The organism is Rhodanobacter sp. FW106-PBR-R2A-2-24 (assembly GCF_058789615.1).
Genome location: NZ_JBYTBV010000002.1, coordinates 3250098 through 3266351, shown reverse-complemented (window position 1 = coordinate 3266351; position 16254 = coordinate 3250098). Strand labels below are relative to the sequence as shown.

The following is a 16254-nucleotide window of genomic DNA, read 5'->3' as shown; positions in this document are numbered from 1 at the left end:
GACACGGATCGCACCAGGTGTGTGAAAGAGCTTTTAGCTCCTTGCCATGCCGCTATAGACATCTCCCTTCTCCTTGCAATAACCGATTCAGAGTCACTCAACGAAAACGTGGCCAGGTTTACTTATAATAGGCACCTCAACCAAACGCGTACGAAAACCCAGCTTCGTCCGCCCCAACCTTCACCCCCGATACCGGCACGCCCTCGATCATTCGGTTCAGGAATTCGCGACTGATATCCGGCAGCATGGTGTTGGTGAGAATGGCGTCGATCATGCGGCCGCCTGATTCGCTCTCGGTGCAGCGACTCACCACCAGCTTCACTACGTCGTCGCCGTACTCGAACGGGATCTTGTAGCGCGCCTCGATGCGCTTCTTGATACGGCCCAGCTGCAGCTTGACGATTTCGCCCAGCATCTCCGGGCTCAGCGGGTAATACGGAATCGTCACCAACCGCCCGAGCAGCGCCGGCGGGAAAACCTTGAGCAAGGGCTCGCGCAGCGCCTTGGCGATGCCTTCGGGCTCGGGCATCAGCTCCGGGTCCTTGCACAGGCCGGCGATCATGTCGGTGCCGGCGTTGGTGGTGAGCAGGATCAAGGTGTTCTTGAAGTCGATCCGGCGGCCTTCACCGTCTTCCATCATGCCCTTGTCGAACACCTGGAAGAAGATTTCGTGCACGTCGGGGTGAGCCTTTTCCACCTCGTCCAGCAGCACCACCGAGTACGGCTTGCGGCGCACGGCCTCGGTGAGCACGCCGCCCTCGCCGTAGCCGACGTAGCCGGGAGGTGCGCCCTTGAGGGTGGAGACGGTGTGCGCCTCCTGGAATTCGCTCATGTTGATGGTGATGAGGTTCTGCTCGCCGCCGTACAGTGCCTCGGCCAGCGCCAGCGCGGTTTCGGTCTTGCCCACGCCGGAGGTGCCGGCGAGCATGAACACGCCGATCGGCTTGTTCGGGTTGTCGAGGCCGGCGCGGCTGGTCTGGATGCGCTTGGCGATCATCTCCATCGCATGATCCTGGCCGATCACGCGCTTGCCCATCAGCTTGGCCAGGTTCATCACGGTTTCGAGCTCGCTCTTGACCATGCGGCCGACCGGAATGCCGGTCCAGTCAGACACCACCGAACCCACGGCCACGTAATCCACCGTGGGCAAAATCAAGGGGCGCTCGCCCTGCAGTTCGGCCAGTTGCGCCTGCAGGCCCTTGAGCTGCTCCAGCGCACTGGCGCGCTCGGCATCGCTGAGGCTTGCCGGCGCTTCCGGGGCGGCAGTGACATCGGCCTTGGCGTTGACCGCTTCCTCCAGCTTGCTGCCGGTGCCTTCCACCGGCGCGGTGTCACCGCGCAGCTTCGCGCGCAGGGCAAGGATCTGCTCGACCAGTACCTTCTCGGCCTGCCAGTCAGCTTCCAGCTTCTCCAGTCGCTCCTTTTGCACGGCGAGCTTTTCGTTGGCGCCAGCCTCGCGCTCGGCCACGTCCACGCCCACGGTCTTCTCGCGGTGGATGATGGCCAGCTCGGTTTCCAGCGCCTCGATGCGCTTGCGGGTGTCGTCCACCTCGGGCGGCACGGCGTGCTGGCTCACCGCCACGCGCGCGCAGGCGGTGTCGAGCAGGCTCACCGCCTTGTCCGGCAACTGGCGCGCGGGAATGTAGCGGTGCGAGAGCTTGACGGCGGCTTCCAGCGCCTCGTCGAGGATCTGCACGCGATGGTGCTTCTCCATCGTGCTGGCGACGCCGCGCATCATCAGGATGCCCTTCTCTTCGCTGGGCTCATCGACCTGCACGGTCTGGAAGCGGCGGGTAAGCGCGGGATCTTTCTCGATGTGCTTCTTGTATTCGGCGAAGGTAGTGGCACCGATGGTGCGCAAGGTGCCGCGCGCCAGCGCGGGCTTGAGCAGGTTGGCGGCGTCGCCGGTGCCGGCCGCGCCGCCGGCGCCAACCAGGGTGTGGGTTTCGTCGATGAACAGGATGATCGGCTTTGGGCTGGACTGCACCTCCTCGATCACCGAGCGCAGGCGCTGCTCGAACTCGCCCTTCATGCTGGCGCCGGCCTGCAGCAGGCCGACGTCGAGCGTGCGCAGTTCCACGTCCTTGAGCGAGGGCGGCACGTCGCCGCGCACGATGCGCTGGGCAAAGCCTTCCACCACCGCGGTCTTGCCCACACCGGCCTCGCCGACCAGGATCGGGTTGTTCTGGCGGCGGCGCATCAGGATGTCCACCACTTGGCGGATTTCGTCATCGCGACCAACGATGGGATCGAGCTTGCCGCTGCGCGCCTGCTCGGTGAGGTCGACGGTGAACTGCTTGAGCGCTTCCTGCTTGCCCATCTGCGCCGGGCTCATCGCGCCGCTGGCCTCGCCCGGCACGCCGGCCCCGCCCAGCTTGAAGCCGTCGCTGGCGTTTTGGCCGTCCTCGGGCGAACCGGCCACCACTTCGGCGAACTTCTCCATCAAGGCCTCGGGCTTGATCTTCTCGAACTCCTTCGAGACGCCGAGCAGCGTGTTGCGCAGGTGACGCATGCGCAGCACGCCCACCATGAGGTAACCGGTGCGCACCTGCGCCTCGCCGAACATCAGGGTGGCGAACACCCAGCCGCGCTCGACCGCTTCCTCCACGTCGCTGGAGAGGTCGGAGATGGAGGTGGAGCCGCGCGGCAGGCGATCCAGCGCGTCGGTGATGTCGCGCGCGAGGTTCGAGGGGTTCAAGTTGAACTGCTTGACGATGCGGTGCAGGTCGGAATCCTGCAATTGCAGAATCTGATGCACCCAGTGCACCAACTCCACGTAAGGGTTGCCGCGCAACTTGCAAAACACGGTGGCGCTCTCGATGCCCCGATACGCCAGCTTGTTGAGCTTGCCGAACAGCGCGCTGCGACTGATCTCTGCCATGAAACTTACCCCTTGAAAGTGGCGATGCCGCCCTACGGCGACAGACGGACGGAGGTGAACGCGCCGCCTGCCGGCCCGGCTGACGGTTTGCCGTGCGCACTAAGGCGCCACGGTTACTTCAACTAGTGCGATTTCGGTCGATGTTTTCGGTCATGCTTCATCCTCCGCGCGCGGCCTCTTGCCGAGGCGGGCCACGTACATGGCGTTGGCCATGCCGGAGCCCACATCCTTTGCAGCCGACTCCAGGCGCGCCGCATGGCACTCGGACGCAAGGAGGACAGGGGTGAACCGCCGGTGGTCGAGTTCAATGCCCACAGGCCCCTACCCCACCGGCTGCAGCACGACCTGATCCGCGTCCGCATCCCGCCGCGGCTCACCCATCCAGGTGGAGAGCCCCATGCGGCCCGACTGGCCAAGTTTGGTGCCCGGCACGTCCGTGCGCTGGAGCACCAACTGCACGTCGAAAGCCTTCTCCTCGCCCACGTAGGTCTTCACCGCGGCCACCAACTGGCGCAATGCCTCGCCGCCGGGCAGAAAGTTGTTGAACTGCGCGCGCGTCAACGGGCCGAGACGCAGGCGAAAACGCTGCTGCGAACCCCATACGTACTCGCCGATCACCGCCGTGAGGCCCATGCCGGCGACCTCGGGCGAGCTGCCCAGGCGCAGGTGCGACTCCTGCGGCAGGCGCATCCAACTGGCCACGAACTCCAGCACGCGCACCGGAATGCCGAAGAAATGCTCCAGCAGGCCGCGCAGCCCCTCCGCGTTGCGCGCCTGGGCAGCCAGGCGGCCAGCGAAGAAGCGCTTGTACTGGTCAGGCAGTGCGTCGCGCGACTCCAGACCTCGCGTGGACAGGCCCGCCAGCGCCCCCACATACAGGCGGAAGCGGTCTTCGCCCGGGCGATCCAGTTGCACGGTAGGCCGGGCGCTGGCCCATGCCCGATAGAACAAGCTGAGCAGGCGATGGTGAAAGATGTCGGCGAACGCGACCAGCGTGCTGTCTTTGGCGTTGCGCTGGCGATCCATCGCATATTCGGTGAGGTGCAGCGGCAGTGGGCCGTGCGGGCCGAACAGGCCGAGGAACAGCCCATGCAGGCGCGCTGGTCGGTCGCCGGAGGCAGGCTCGTAGCGATCCAGCCCGCGCGGCGCGAAAGCCAGCGACGGCGTATGGCACAAGCGCACGGCGTCCTCCGCCGGCTTGGCCGATTCGCCCAGCCGTGGACGCTGCGGATAGGCGCACTCCAGCCAACGCAAGGCCTCGAAAAAATCGAAGCGTTCCGGCTGCTCCCGCAGCGCCCGCTCGAGCCCCGCCAGGGCCGACGTTACAGGATCTGACGCTTGCCGAGCCGTGCCGGCCATCGGGCCACCTCGTTGCGTTCCAGCGTGCGCAGCACGGTTTCGGTGAAGGAGTTCACCGACACATGCCGCGTGAAGAAATGCTGTATCACTGCGCCGAGCAGGAAGGCACCGGTGCCCTCGAAGGCGCCGTCGTCGCAGGTCAGGGTGATTTCCAGGCCGCGACCGAAGCTGATCGGCCCGGGCACGGGGATACGCCGCACCACCGGCCGCGCGGCCACCGACTTCACGCCCTCGATCTGGCGCCGCGCACTGGCGTCGAATTCGTCGCAATACAGCGTAAGCATCTCGCGCAGCGCATTGGCGCCGTCGGCATCACCATCCCCCAGCAGCGAGAGGTAATTGAGCTGCAAGTGGCTGACCAGCCGCCACGCGGTTTCGCCGTTGGCATTGGGCGCACGTGGCTTGGTGGGGCCGGCCACGCAGCGAATCGCCGTCACCGGCGCCCCGGTATCCAGGGTGAAGTCGGTGCGCGATTTGCCCACCGGCATCTGCAGCGGCAAATCGCGATTGGTGCACATCAGTTGCATGCCCAGCTGGCGCAGGCGGCTGGAATACGGCGCATCGACGGCATCCACCAGCGCGATAAACACCTCGGTGCCGATATAGCTGGAACGGGCGCCCTGCCGCTTCTGCCGGGTCGACAGCAGCCGCGGCTCGCGGCGCAGGGTGTAGAACGCCTGGGCGCCGTCATGCCAGACCCGCTCGTCGCAGCCGTAGAAGGGCTGGAAGCGCTGCTCGGGCTCCTGGCTGTCGCCAAAACCCTCGACGTGGCTGAGGCTGTGCACCTCGAAATCCATCGGCCGCGTGCGGTCGGCCAGCACGTGGTATTCCGTCTGCCCCTGCCGCAGGTGAATGCGGTCGGCACGCCGCGGAAACAGGTTGATCGCCGGCGTGCAGAACAGCCGGAAATTGCCGGCATCCACCGCGTTGTGCAGGCGTGTCACGCTGCGGTCGAACAACGCCACGATCTCGAATTCGCTGGCCTGCACGCGCGACAGCACGCCGCGCAGGCCGCTGAACACGGTAAACAGGAAACGCTCCGGACAGGCGAAGTATTCCTGCAGCAGGCGGTAGCCGCTGAACGAACGATCGGTATACGGCAGCAGCGCCTCGTCGTCGGCAAAGCCCTTGTCGCGGATATGGCTCGCGTCGAGGAATTCGCTCACCAGGCCGCCGGCACCCGGCGCCCGCAGCACGAAGCCCACGGCGTTGCCCAGCAATTGCTCGTACAGGCGTTTGGGCAACTCATCGGCGCCGGCGATGAACAGCGGCAACTCGTCCAGCGCCAGCATCTGGGTCTGTACGCCAGCGGTGACCGTGAATTTCAGCCGCAGGCCGGCGCGCACCGTCTTGCCGACGGGCAAGCTCACCCCCGCCGCGGCCAGCGCGGCCGGCGTCTCGAAGTACTTGGCCTCGGTCAGCTCCAGTGGCCACAGCTTCACTTCGTGGGCAGTGCGGTATTCGCAGGCGGTGCGCTCGTCATGCCCAATCAGCCCCATCAGCGCGGTATTGCGCGCCACTGTGACGCCGGCGGCCAGCGCACTCTCCTTCGCATCGGGCTGCAGTTGCACCACCGCCATCGAAGGCACCGGCGCAAGGTAGTGCGGGTAAACCATCTCCATCAGGTGCTGGGTGAACAGCGGGTGCTGCGCGTCCAGCTTCAGCTGTACGCGCGCGGCAAGAAAGGCGAAACCCTCGAGCAGACGCTCCACGTAGGGGTCGGCGCACTCGAAACCCTCCAGGCCCAGCCGACCGGCGATCTTCGGGTACTCGCGCGCGAACTCGCCGCCCATTTCGCGGACATGCTGCAATTCGCGGTTGTAGTAACGCAGCAGGTTCGGGTCCATGCGCAGGATCTCTCAGCCGAAGCTCTCGGACACGTTGAACTTGCCGGTTTCCAGATCCACCTCGGTCTTGAGGTAGAGGTTCAGCGGAATCGGCTGCGCCCACATTTCCGAGGCGATGTTGAACACCAGCGACTGCTGGTCCATGCGCCGCGTATCGGTCTGCACGGTCACCTGCAAGGTGTTGGCGGTCAGCCGCGGCTCGAAAGCCAGCAGTGCTTCACGCAAGTGGCGTTGCAACGCCTCGGCCTTGATGCCGGACAGCGCCGCACCGGTGAGATCGGGGATGCCGAAGTTGAGTACGGAGCTGGCCACGGCCGGGTAGTCCGCCAGCAGTTCGTCCTCGCCCAGGTTCACGCAGTTGAGCAACCAGGAGATGTCGCGTGTCACGCAGTCGCGCAGCCGTGTGGCCGAGATCACGCGCCGCTCGCGGCTCTCGTCGGCCTTGCCGGGCTCATCGTCGGTGAGCCGGTCGAGCAACGAGGGTTGCAGGCGTTCCTGGGTGGTGAGCTCGGCCATCGCGCCGCCCCGCTCAGCCGTCGTCGCCGAAACTGATGCAGCGCACGTCGAGCAACGGATATTCGCCCGTATCGGTGGCGAGCATGCGCTGGCCGAGGCCGGCAAAATATCCGTCGCCGCGTTCGATCCATTCGGTGCGCCGCGCCAGCACCACATCGCTTTCGGCCGAGCGTTCCGAACCGGGATAACGACACGGCACGAAGCCCACCGCCTGGCCACCGTTGCTCCAGGTGACGCGCACCGGCGACCACACCTTGTCGCGCAAATCCTCGGGGGCGTCGAACTCCAGCTTCTTCAGCCGTGCGAACGGCACCCATGCATAGCCGCTTTCCACGATCAGCTCCAGGCAGGGCCCGAAGCGGGGGTCGGCGTCGGCGATCCACTCGAAGGGCTCGCCATCGATGCGGCCCGAGGTCGCCTCGGCACCGTCGAAGGCCTGCTCGCGCAGCGGCAGGGCTTGCGCATGGCGCCCATCCTCCCCCAGTTTGAGCGCTTGCAGCAGCAGCGCCAGCCACTGCGCCGGCTCGCCGATCACGGTGGGTTGTTGGCGACCTTCCATCACCGCCACGCGTTGCAGCTCACCCACCAAGGCACGCTCGTAGGCCGTGGTCATGAGGTTGTTGAGCGGGTCCAGCTCGCTGCTGACCTTGAGCTGGTTGCGCGCACGTTCCCACTGCCCCAGCACCGCCATCAGCTGAAACAGGAACACACGCGACTTGGCGTCCGCCGGATTGCTGCGCACGCGCGCCGTCAGGCTCTGCAGCGCCTCATCCAGACGGCCGTCCTTCAACAGGTTTTCGGGAGTGCTGTCCACGTATCGGGCATCCGGGCAATGAAGGGGATATCTGCCGCGCGGACACACCCACGCGCAACCGCGCCGGCGCCAGCAGGATGTCGAGCCAGCGCTGTTCCGCGTCAGCTCGGCGCGCCGAGTCCGACGTCTGTCCGGACTCGGCTACGCCGATCAGGCACGGGCGTGCCCGGCCGGCGAACGATCCCTCCGTGGATCGCGCCACGCCAGCCCGCGGACTCGCCGCGAACCGGTGTGGCCCAAGGATGTGCGGGCGCCCGGAGCAAGCCCGGGCGCACCGACATCAGGCGCTGGCCACTTGCTGGATGTCGAAGGTGAAGTCCTTGGTACCGCCGTCCTTGCCGCCCTTGTCGTCCTGCGGCTGGAACGAGTACTTGAACTTGCCGAAGTGCAGGGTGATGTTTTCGGTGAGCTTGTCCTCGCCACCGCTGCCACCGGTGGACACCGACGTGACCAGGATGCCTTCGCTCAACTCGATGGTGAGGAAGTCGGTCTGCTCGCCGGTGGCGTTGGTGACGTACAACCAGGCCTGCTCCACGCGCCCGCCGGTGCAGCAGGCATTGATCAGCGCGTTGGAGCAACCGTCCACATACTTGGTGATGGAGATGTCCTGCACATGTGCCTTGCCGCCGCTGGCCGCACCCGCGCCGGTGTGCAGGTCGCCGGTGTTGCTGACGCCCCACGACCAGGCCAGGATCGGCACCTCTCCCTTGTGCTTCTTGTGGTTGGACGCACCCTCGATCTTGACCTTGCCCGAGCCGAACTTGATGTGCATGTCGAAAGCCATGAACCTTCTCCTCGATCGCCTGTTGATGAATATATCCGTCCGGCCTGGGCATGCCCGCACCGGTTACCGCTTGCTGCCGCCACTTGTTCCACGGCGCCGATCTCGGGACGCCTTGCAACAGCGCGCCCGGCGACACCGGCGCGCTCCACACCCGGAGCGGACGCGGCCGACGGCCGCATCCGCCAAGGTTTCGATCAGGCCTTGGCCGCCGACGGCAGCCGCGACACCAGCCGCAACGACACAGTGAGACCTTCCAACTGGTAGTGCGGCTTCAGGAAGAACTTCGAGGTGTAGTACCCCGGAGCACCTTCCACTTCCTCCACCACGACCTCGGCAGCCGACAGCGGCTTGCGCGCCTTGGTCTCCTCGCTGGAATTGGTCGGATCGCCGTCGACATACTGCATGACCCAGTTGGTCAGCCAGCTCTGCATCGACTCGCGGCTGGAGAACGAACCGATCTTGTCGCGCACGATGCACTTCAGGTAATGCGCGAAGCGGCAGCAGGCGAACATGTACGGCAGGCGGCAGCTCAGCGCGGCGTTGGCGGTGGCGTCCGGATCGTCGTACTCCTCCGGCTTGGCCAGCGACTGCGCGCTGATGAAGGCGGCCATGTCCGAGTTCTTGCGATGCACCAGCGGCATCAGGCCCATCTTGTCCAGCTCGGCCGAACGACGGTCGGTGATGGCGATTTCGGTGGGGCACTTCATGTCCACGCCGCCGTCGTCACTGGGGAAGGTGTGCACCGGCAGGCCTTCCACCGCGCCACCCGACTCGATGCCGCGGATGCGCGAGCACCAGCCGTATTCCTTGAAGGAGCGGTTGATGTTCACCGCCATCGCATAGGCGGCGTTCTGCCAGGTGTACTTGGACGAGTCGGCGCCCGAGGTGTCCTCCTCGAAGTCGAACTCCTCCACCGGGTCGGTGGCCGCGCCATAGGGCAGGCGCGCCAGCGTGCGCGGCATGGTGAGCGCAAGGTACTTGGCGTCGTCCGACTCGCGCAGCGAGCGCCAGGAGGCGTACTCGGGCGTGGAGAAGATCTTGGCCAGGTCGCGCGGGTTGGCCAGCTCGTTCCAGCTGTCCATGCCCATCAGGCTGTGGTTGGCCGCCGCGATGAACGGCGCATGCGCGGCCGCCGCCACCTGGCTGACACCGGCCAGGAGTTCCACATCCTGCGGGCTGTGATCGAAGTAGTAGTCGCCCACCAGGCAGCCGTAGGGCTCGCCGCCGAGCTGACCATATTCTTCTTCGTACATCTTCTTGAAGATCGGGCTCTGATCCCACGCCGTGCCCTTGTAGCGCTTCAGCGTCTTGCCCAGCTCCTTCTTGGAGACGTTCATGACGCGGATCTTGAGCTGCTGGTCGGTCTCGGTGTTGTTGACCAAGTAGTGCAGGCCGCGCCAGGCGCTTTCCAGCTTCTGGAAATCCGCGTGGTGCATGACCAGGTTGAGCTGCTCGCTGATCTTGCGATCCAGCTCGGCCACGTAGGCGTTGATGGTCTGGGTCACGTCGTCGGAGACGATGTCGGCCTTGTTCAGCACCTGCTCGGCGAGCGTGCGAACGGCGGATTCCACCTCTTCCTTGGCGCGCTCGCTCTTGGGCTTGAACTCCTTGTTCAGCAGTGCGGCGAAGTCGTCGGGCACCAGGGTCTGTACGCTGGCGCCACTCTGTTCGGCAAGATTCTCGGTAGCCATGGTTGCTTACTCCCCGTCCTTGCCGGCATCGCCGGGCTTGGGTGCCGACACCAGCGACTGCAGCAGCGCCGGATCGTTGATGGCCTGGGCGATCAGTTTCTCCGCGCCCGCCTTGCCATCCAGATAGGTGCCGAGGTTGGCGAGCTGGGTGCGCGCCTCCAACAGCTTGGCCACCGCGCCGACCTTGCGGGCCACCGCGGCGGGCGAGAAGTCGTCCATGCTCTCGAAGCTGATGTCCACGTTGAGGTTGCCCTCGCCGGTGAGCGTATTGGGCACCGCGAAGGAAACCCGCGGCTTCATCGACTGCAGGCGGCTGTCGAAGTTGTCCACGTCGATCTCCAGCGCCTTGCGCTCCTCGATCGCCGGCAGTTCGGCGTTGTTGGCGCCGGAAAGGTCGGACATCACGCCCATCACGAACGGCACCTGCACCTTCTTCTGGGCGCCGTACACCTCCACGTCGTACTCGATCTGCACGCGTGGGGCGCGGTTTCGCGCGATGAACTTCTGACTGCTCTGCTTGGCCATGCGTAGTCTCCCGGAACGTGGATACTGCCTGAGCGCAGGGCCTTGGCCCGCCCTGCACCGACGATTGCCGCGAAAGGTGTACGCCCCTCGCCGAGCCATCCCCCGAAGCCGCCAACCAATCCTCCGCGCCAAGCCTTCCGACCTGTCGCGACACGGGCACCGCCGGGTTACCTCTCATCTACCCAGTGCGCAAGGACAAAGGAAAGACAGGCACGCCACCCTGATTTATTTATCTTTCATTCAGGTTTACAAGTCCGCCTCGCCCTTGTTGCGACGCGACACGGCAAGCCGGAATGGCGTACTAGAATGCGCGGCTTGCTTGATCGTTCCGGCGCCCATCGCCTGATGCCGCCACCCCTGGATGCCTGCGGGCACCCCTCCACGGAGTCGCTGTTCCCATGATCTTCGAAACCATCGCCAACACGGGGCACGAGGAAGTCGTGTTCTGCCACAACCAGGACGCCGGCCTGAAAGCCATCATCGCGGTCCACAACACGGTGCTGGGCCCCGCGCTGGGTGGCCTGCGCATGTGGCCGTACAAGACCGAACAGGAGGCGGTGAACGACGTGCTGCGCCTGTCGCGTGGCATGACGTTCAAGAACGCGGTGGCCGGCCTGAACCTGGGCGGCGGCAAGGCGGTGATCATCGGCGATCCCTCCAAGGACAAGTCCGAGGCGCTGTTCCGCGCGTTCGGCCGCTTCGTCAACTCGCTCAACGGCCGCTACATCACCGCCGAGGACGTCGGCATCGACGTCAACGACATGGAGTACGTGTTCCGCGAAACCGAATACGTCACCGGCGTGCACCAAGTCCACGGCGGCTCGGGCGACCCCTCGCCGTTCACTGCCTACGGCACCCTGCAGGGTCTGATGGCCACGCTGCAGTTCAAGCATGGCAACGAGGACGTGGGCAAGTACAGCTACGCCGTGCAGGGCTGCGGCCACGTCGGCGGCGAGTTCATCAAGCTGCTGCGCGAGCAGGGTGCCAAGGTATTCGTCACCGACATCAACAAGGATGCCGTGCAGCGCTGCGTGGACGAACTGGGCTGCGAGGCAGTGGGCCTGGACGAGATCTACGACGTCGACGCCGACGTCTACTCGCCCTGCGCGCTGGGCGGCACGGTGAACGAGCAGACCATCGACCGCATCAAGGCCAAGATCATCTGCGGCCCGGCCAACAACCAGCTGGCCACCGACGCCATCGGTGACGAGCTGACCCGTCGCGGCGTGCTGTACGCGCCCGATTACGCGGTGAACGCGGGCGGCGTGATGAACGTGTCGTTGGAGATCGACGGCTACAACCGCGAGCGCGCCATGCGCATGATGCGCACCATCTACTACAACCTGGGCCGCATCTACGAGATCAGCAAGACCCAGAACGTGCCCACCTACAAGGCCGCCGATCGCCTCGCCGAGGAACGCATCACCTCGATTGGCAAGATCAAGCTGCCGCACATGGGCAGCCACGGCCCGCGTTTCCAGGGCCGCATGCGCGGGCAGTAAGCCACCCCGCACGAAACGCGCGAGGGGCCGCCGCGAGGCGGCCTTTCGTTTGCCGCCCTGCTGAAAGTCAGGGCCGGGAGGGCGACCGGGCTCTGCTACAATGCCCCGCTGATGCCCGTTCAGCATTCGTTCCACAGGGGGACGCGGGCCGGCGTCGTCGAGCCCATCCAGGCAAGCGCTCCCGCAGCGCCGCCGCAGACTCGCGCGGAACGCCCGCCCCGGAAGGCTCCACGACACGAATGGATCAACGAGAGCAGTACAGACATGAGCACCCTGCTGGCAACCGGCATCAACGACGCAGACATCCTCGAGCGCTTGCGCGAGGTGTTGCACGACACCTTCGAGATCGAACCGGCGCACGTGGTGCCGGGCGCCCAGCTGTTCACCGATCTCGGCCTGGACAGCATCGATGCGGTGGATCTGGCGATCCAGGTGCAGGAAATGACCGGCATGCGCATCAAGCCGGAAGACTTCAAGAACGTGCGCAGCGTGGGCGATGTGGTAGCCACCGTGCGCGGTCTGCTCGCCCGCTGAGCCGCCACGCCATGCCGGACGCCCAAGGCCGCCTCGACGCCTGCGCGCTGATCCCGATCTACAACCACGGCAGCACCATCGTGGCCACCGTGCAGGCGCTGCGCGCGCACGGCCTGCCGGTAATGATCGTGGACGACGGCAGCGACGCAGCCACGCGCGCCGTGCTCGATGCGCTGGCGCGCGACACCGACGAGGTGCAGCTGCTGCGCCTGCCGCACAACCAGGGCAAGGGCCGCGCGCTCACGGTCGGCCTGCTCGCCGCGCGCGAGGCCGGTTACAGCCACGCACTGCAAATCGATGCCGACGGCCAGCACGACACCGCCGACGCGCCACGCTTCCTCGCCGCCGCGCGCGCGCGGCCCGAAGCGCTGATTTGCGGTGCGCCGATCTACGACGCCAGCGTGCCGCGTGGGCGCCTGCTCGGCCGCTATGTCACCCACGTCTGCGTGTGGCTGGAGACCCTGTCGCTGGCGATCCGCGATTCCATGTGCGGCTACCGCCTCTATCCGCTGGCCGCCACCTGCGCCGAGATCGAACACAGGCCACCGCCCGCGCGCATGGATTTCGACACCGCCATCGCCGTGCGCCTGGTCTGGCGCGGCCTGCCGGTGGTGAACCTGCCCACGCGGGTGACCTACCCCGCGCACGGCCTGTCCCATTTCCGCCTGCTGCGCGACAACCTGCGCATCAGCGCGATGCACACGCGGCTGTTGCTGGGCATGCTGCCCCGGCTGCCGCGCCTCGTGCGGCGCCATTTCCGCGGAGACGACGCATGCGCCGTCTGATCGTCCTGCTCCTGCTTTGCCTGGTCACGCCGCTGGCCTCCGCGCAGGGCAACGACACCCTGCTGCAGAACGTGCTGGCCGAGCTGGGCAAGCATCAGGCCGTGCGCGCCGAATTCAGCCAGGTGCGCGAAAATCCCGCACTGGCCAAGCCACAGCAGAGCCGTGGCCGGCTGCTGTTCGTGCTCGGCCACGGCATGTTGTGGCAAACCCTCACGCCCTATCCCGAAACGCTGGCGCTCACCGGCAGCCATACCGCGCGCATCGATACGGACGGCCGCCTGCAGCGCGTGCGCAGCGAGCGCGGCGTGAGCCAGGTGTCGCAAATGCTGCAGGGCATGCTGGGGGGCCACCTCGACGAGGCGCTGCGCCAGTTCAAGGTGGAAGCCAGCGGCACGCGCGCACGCTGGACACTGCGCTTCGTGCCCAAACAGGAGCGCATGGCGCGCGTCCTGGGCAGCATCACGCTCGATGGCGACGGCTATCTGCAAGGCATCAGCATCGTCATGCAGGGCGGCGCACGCACCACGATCCGCTTCAGCAACACCCGCGACGCCGCCGCGCTGGACGCACTGGAAAAACACGCGCTCGGGGCACCATGACACCGGCCCCGCTCAAGCTGCGTGCCGGCCTGTTCGCCGTCGCCACCGTGCTGGTGGCGCTGCTCGGCGCCTGGTTGCTGTTCGGCCGCGGCAAGCTGCCGATCCAGACCGACCTCCTGGCCATGCTGCCGGCCACCGAACAGAACCCGCTGGCCGAGGCGGCCGTGGAACGCCTCGCCCACGCCAACGGCGACCGCATGGTGCTGCTGGTGGAAAACACCGACGACGCGCGCGCCAAGAACGCCGCCCGCGCGCTGGGCAACACCCTGGCGAAGAGCCCGGCGTTCGACCGCGTCACCGCCGAGTTGCCGCCGTTCGACCTCTCCCAGATGCTGGTGCCCTACCTCGCCCATCGCGACTGGCTGCTCACCGGCGCCGACCGCGCCGCGCTGGCACGGCCCGGTTTCGATGCGGCCAAGGCGCTGGCGCAGCGGCTGAGCGAACCCTTGGTCGCCGACGTGGGCGTGTCGCTGGCCGACGATCCCTTCGGCTGGCTGCAGCACTGGCTGGGCCAGCAGCCGTGGAGCCGCTCGCCGCTACTGCCGGAAGACGACCTGCTGGTGACGCACCAGGGCGACACCAGCTACGTGCTGGTCACCGCTACGCTGGCTGGCTCCGCCTACGACGACGCCATCCAGCACCGTGCGCTGGCCGCGCTGGCACAGGCCGAGCGCCAGGTCGCGCACGACTATCCCAGCACCCGGCTGCTGCGCACCGGCGCGGTGTTCTACGCCGCCGCCGCCCGCGCCGGCGCCGAACGCGACGTGCACAAGGTCGGCTGGATCTCGACCATCGGCATCGCCCTGCTGCTGCTGGGCGTGTTCCGCTCACCGGGGCCGCTGCTCCTGGCCTTCCTCTCCACCGCGGTAGGCGTGATCGCGGCCACCACGGTGAGCCTGCTGGTGTTCGGCCAGATCTACCTGCTTACGCTCGTGTTCGGTGCGGCGCTGCTGGGCGAGGCGGTGGACTACTCGATCCAGTACCTCACCGCGCGCGCCAATGCCGGCCGCGCGTGGCAGGCCGACAAGGGCTTGCGCCAGGTGCGCGCCGCCTTGCTGCTGGCGCTGGCCACTTCGCTGCTGGGCTACGCACTGCTGGGCCTGGTGCCCTTCCCTGCGCTGCGCCAGATGGCGGTGTTCGCCGTCACCGGCATGGCGGCGGCATGCGCCAGCGTGTTCTGGCTGCTGCCCGCACTGCTGCAGCGACCGTCCCGGCCGATGACTTCCGCCCTGGTGCACGGCGCGCACCGCCTGCAGCTCGCGCTGGCCCGGCCCACGCGCGGCTGGCGCGGGGCGCTGCTCGCCGCCGTACTGCTGCTGATCGCCCTGCCCGGCTGGCGGCACCTGCGCGCGGACGACGATGTGCACCAGCTGATCGCCCAACCCGCCGCGCTCACCGCACAAGAAACGCAGATCCGGGACATCACCGGCGTGGGCAACGCCAGCCAGTTCTTCCTGGTACAAGGCAAGGACATCGATCAAACCCTGCAGCACGAGGAAGCCCTCGATACGCGCCTGCAAGACCTGGTCGACGGCGGCCAGCTGGAAGGCTGGCTGGGACTGGCCGGCATGGTGCCATCACCGGCGCGGCAGGCGCGCGATCACGCCTTGCTGGCGAAGCTGTTCGACGCCCCCGCACGCTTGCGCCAGACCCTGGCCGACGCGGGCTTCCGCACCGAGGCCATCACCACGTACCTCGCCGCCTGGCCGGGCACGCCGCTGCCACTCGACGCCTGGTTGAAGACGCCGCTCGCCACGCCCTTCCGTCCACTGTGGATGGGTTGTACCAAGCAAGGCTGCGCCTCGTTGGTACTGCCGCAGGGCGAGGCCGGCGACGGCGTGCTTGCCCACGCGGCGCAGGGCCTGTCCGGCGTCGAGCTGGTGGACAAACCCGCCAGCGTGTCGGCGCTGTTCGGTCGCTACCGCGGCTACGCCAGCGCGTGGTTGCTCGCAGCGATACTGCTGGTCGTGCCGGTGTTCGGCTGGCGCTATGGCTGGCGCCGTGCGCCACGCGTGCTGGCGCCGCCGGTGCTGGGCATCGCGCTCACCCTCGCCGCGCTGGGTTACCTGGGTCAGGCGCTGACGCTGTTCCACTGGATGGCGCTGATGCTGGTACTGGGCGTGGGCGCGAATTACGCGGTGTTCCTGCATGAGGGCGAGCCGCATACCGCCGATAAGCCGGGCGCGATGTACGCCAGCGTGCTGCTTTCGGCGCTCACCGCGCTGTTGTCGTTCGGTCTCTTGTCGCTTTCTTCGCTGCCTGCGCTGCGGGATTTCGGACTGACGTTGTTGCTGGGGATCGCGTTCACCGCGTTGCTGGTTCCGGCCAGCCGTTATCCTGACCCGGATCAAGCGCTGCAAGCCCGAAGCGAATGACGATAGACTGGCTCCGCCTTCCGGCGGTGCCGGCATGTGCGC

13 protein-coding genes are annotated in these 16254 nt (G+C 66.8%); 5 read left to right on the top strand and 8 right to left on the bottom strand.

The features are described from left to right. Window positions 1–136: 136 nt before the first annotated feature. The 8 genes from tssH to tssB all read right to left on the bottom strand — a co-directional run bounded on the left by tssH (window position 137) and on the right by tssB (window position 10417). Window positions 137–2881, bottom strand: coding sequence for a type VI secretion system ATPase TssH (tssH, locus tag AC3WQA_RS16020; RefSeq protein WP_492676028.1), 2745 nt, complete (start codon window positions 2879–2881; stop codon window positions 137–139). 321 nt (window positions 2882–3202) lie between these two features. Then, on the bottom strand, window positions 3203–4240 hold the full coding sequence (gene tssG / locus AC3WQA_RS16015; protein ID WP_492676027.1) for a type VI secretion system baseplate subunit TssG: 1038 nt from the start codon (window positions 4238–4240) through the stop codon (window positions 3203–3205). Then, window positions 4204–6087, bottom strand: a complete 1884-nt coding sequence (gene tssF, locus AC3WQA_RS16010; RefSeq protein ID WP_492676026.1) for a type VI secretion system baseplate subunit TssF — start codon at window positions 6085–6087, stop codon at window positions 4204–4206. The genes tssG and tssF overlap by 37 nt, the downstream gene beginning before the upstream one ends. Before the next feature lie 12 nt (window positions 6088–6099). Continuing rightward, window positions 6100–6603 carry a type VI secretion system baseplate subunit TssE gene (tssE, locus tag AC3WQA_RS16005; RefSeq protein ID WP_492676025.1) on the bottom strand — a complete coding sequence of 168 codons (504 nt, stop codon included), beginning with the start codon at window positions 6601–6603 and terminating at the stop codon, window positions 6100–6102. A 13-nt stretch (window positions 6604–6616) separates the two neighbouring features. Continuing rightward, a complete protein-coding gene (locus AC3WQA_RS16000) occupies window positions 6617–7417 on the bottom strand; it encodes a type VI secretion system accessory protein TagJ (protein WP_492676024.1) in 801 nt (266 codons plus the stop codon). 280 nt (window positions 7418–7697) lie between these two features. Beyond that, window positions 7698–8201 carry an Hcp family type VI secretion system effector gene (locus tag AC3WQA_RS15995; protein WP_492676023.1) on the bottom strand — a complete coding sequence of 168 codons (504 nt, stop codon included), beginning with the start codon at window positions 8199–8201 and terminating at the stop codon, window positions 7698–7700. Window positions 8202–8395: 194 nt separating this feature from the next. Further along, a complete protein-coding gene (tssC, locus tag AC3WQA_RS15990) occupies window positions 8396–9892 on the bottom strand; it encodes a type VI secretion system contractile sheath large subunit (RefSeq protein ID WP_492676022.1) in 1497 nt (498 codons plus the stop codon). Between the two features lie 6 nt (window positions 9893–9898). Continuing rightward, complete coding sequence (gene tssB / locus AC3WQA_RS15985) at window positions 9899–10417, bottom strand: type VI secretion system contractile sheath small subunit (protein ID WP_492676021.1); 519 nt, start codon at window positions 10415–10417, stop codon at window positions 9899–9901. Window positions 10418–10815: 398 nt separating this feature from the next. Here tssB and AC3WQA_RS15980 point away from each other — a divergent pair, with 398 nt between their 5' ends. From AC3WQA_RS15980 to AC3WQA_RS15960, 5 genes are all read left to right on the top strand, one after another. Then, window positions 10816–11919 (top strand): Glu/Leu/Phe/Val dehydrogenase dimerization domain-containing protein, encoded by a 1104-nt coding sequence (locus AC3WQA_RS15980; RefSeq protein ID WP_492676020.1) that lies wholly within the window; start codon window positions 10816–10818, stop codon window positions 11917–11919. A gap of 264 nt (window positions 11920–12183) precedes the next feature. Further along, complete coding sequence (locus tag AC3WQA_RS15975; protein WP_492676019.1) at window positions 12184–12453, top strand: acyl carrier protein; 270 nt, start codon at window positions 12184–12186, stop codon at window positions 12451–12453. A gap of 11 nt (window positions 12454–12464) precedes the next feature. Continuing rightward, window positions 12465–13238 (top strand): glycosyltransferase family 2 protein, encoded by a 774-nt coding sequence (locus AC3WQA_RS15970; protein WP_492676018.1) that lies wholly within the window; start codon window positions 12465–12467, stop codon window positions 13236–13238. Then, on the top strand, window positions 13226–13837 hold the full coding sequence (locus AC3WQA_RS15965; RefSeq protein WP_492676017.1) for a LolA family protein: 612 nt from the start codon (window positions 13226–13228) through the stop codon (window positions 13835–13837). Before AC3WQA_RS15970 ends, AC3WQA_RS15965 begins: the two co-directional genes overlap by 13 nt. Continuing rightward, complete coding sequence (locus AC3WQA_RS15960; RefSeq protein WP_492676016.1) at window positions 13834–16212, top strand: MMPL family transporter; 2379 nt, start codon at window positions 13834–13836, stop codon at window positions 16210–16212. Before AC3WQA_RS15965 ends, AC3WQA_RS15960 begins: the two co-directional genes overlap by 4 nt. The last annotated feature ends 42 nt before the right edge of the window (window positions 16213–16254 follow it).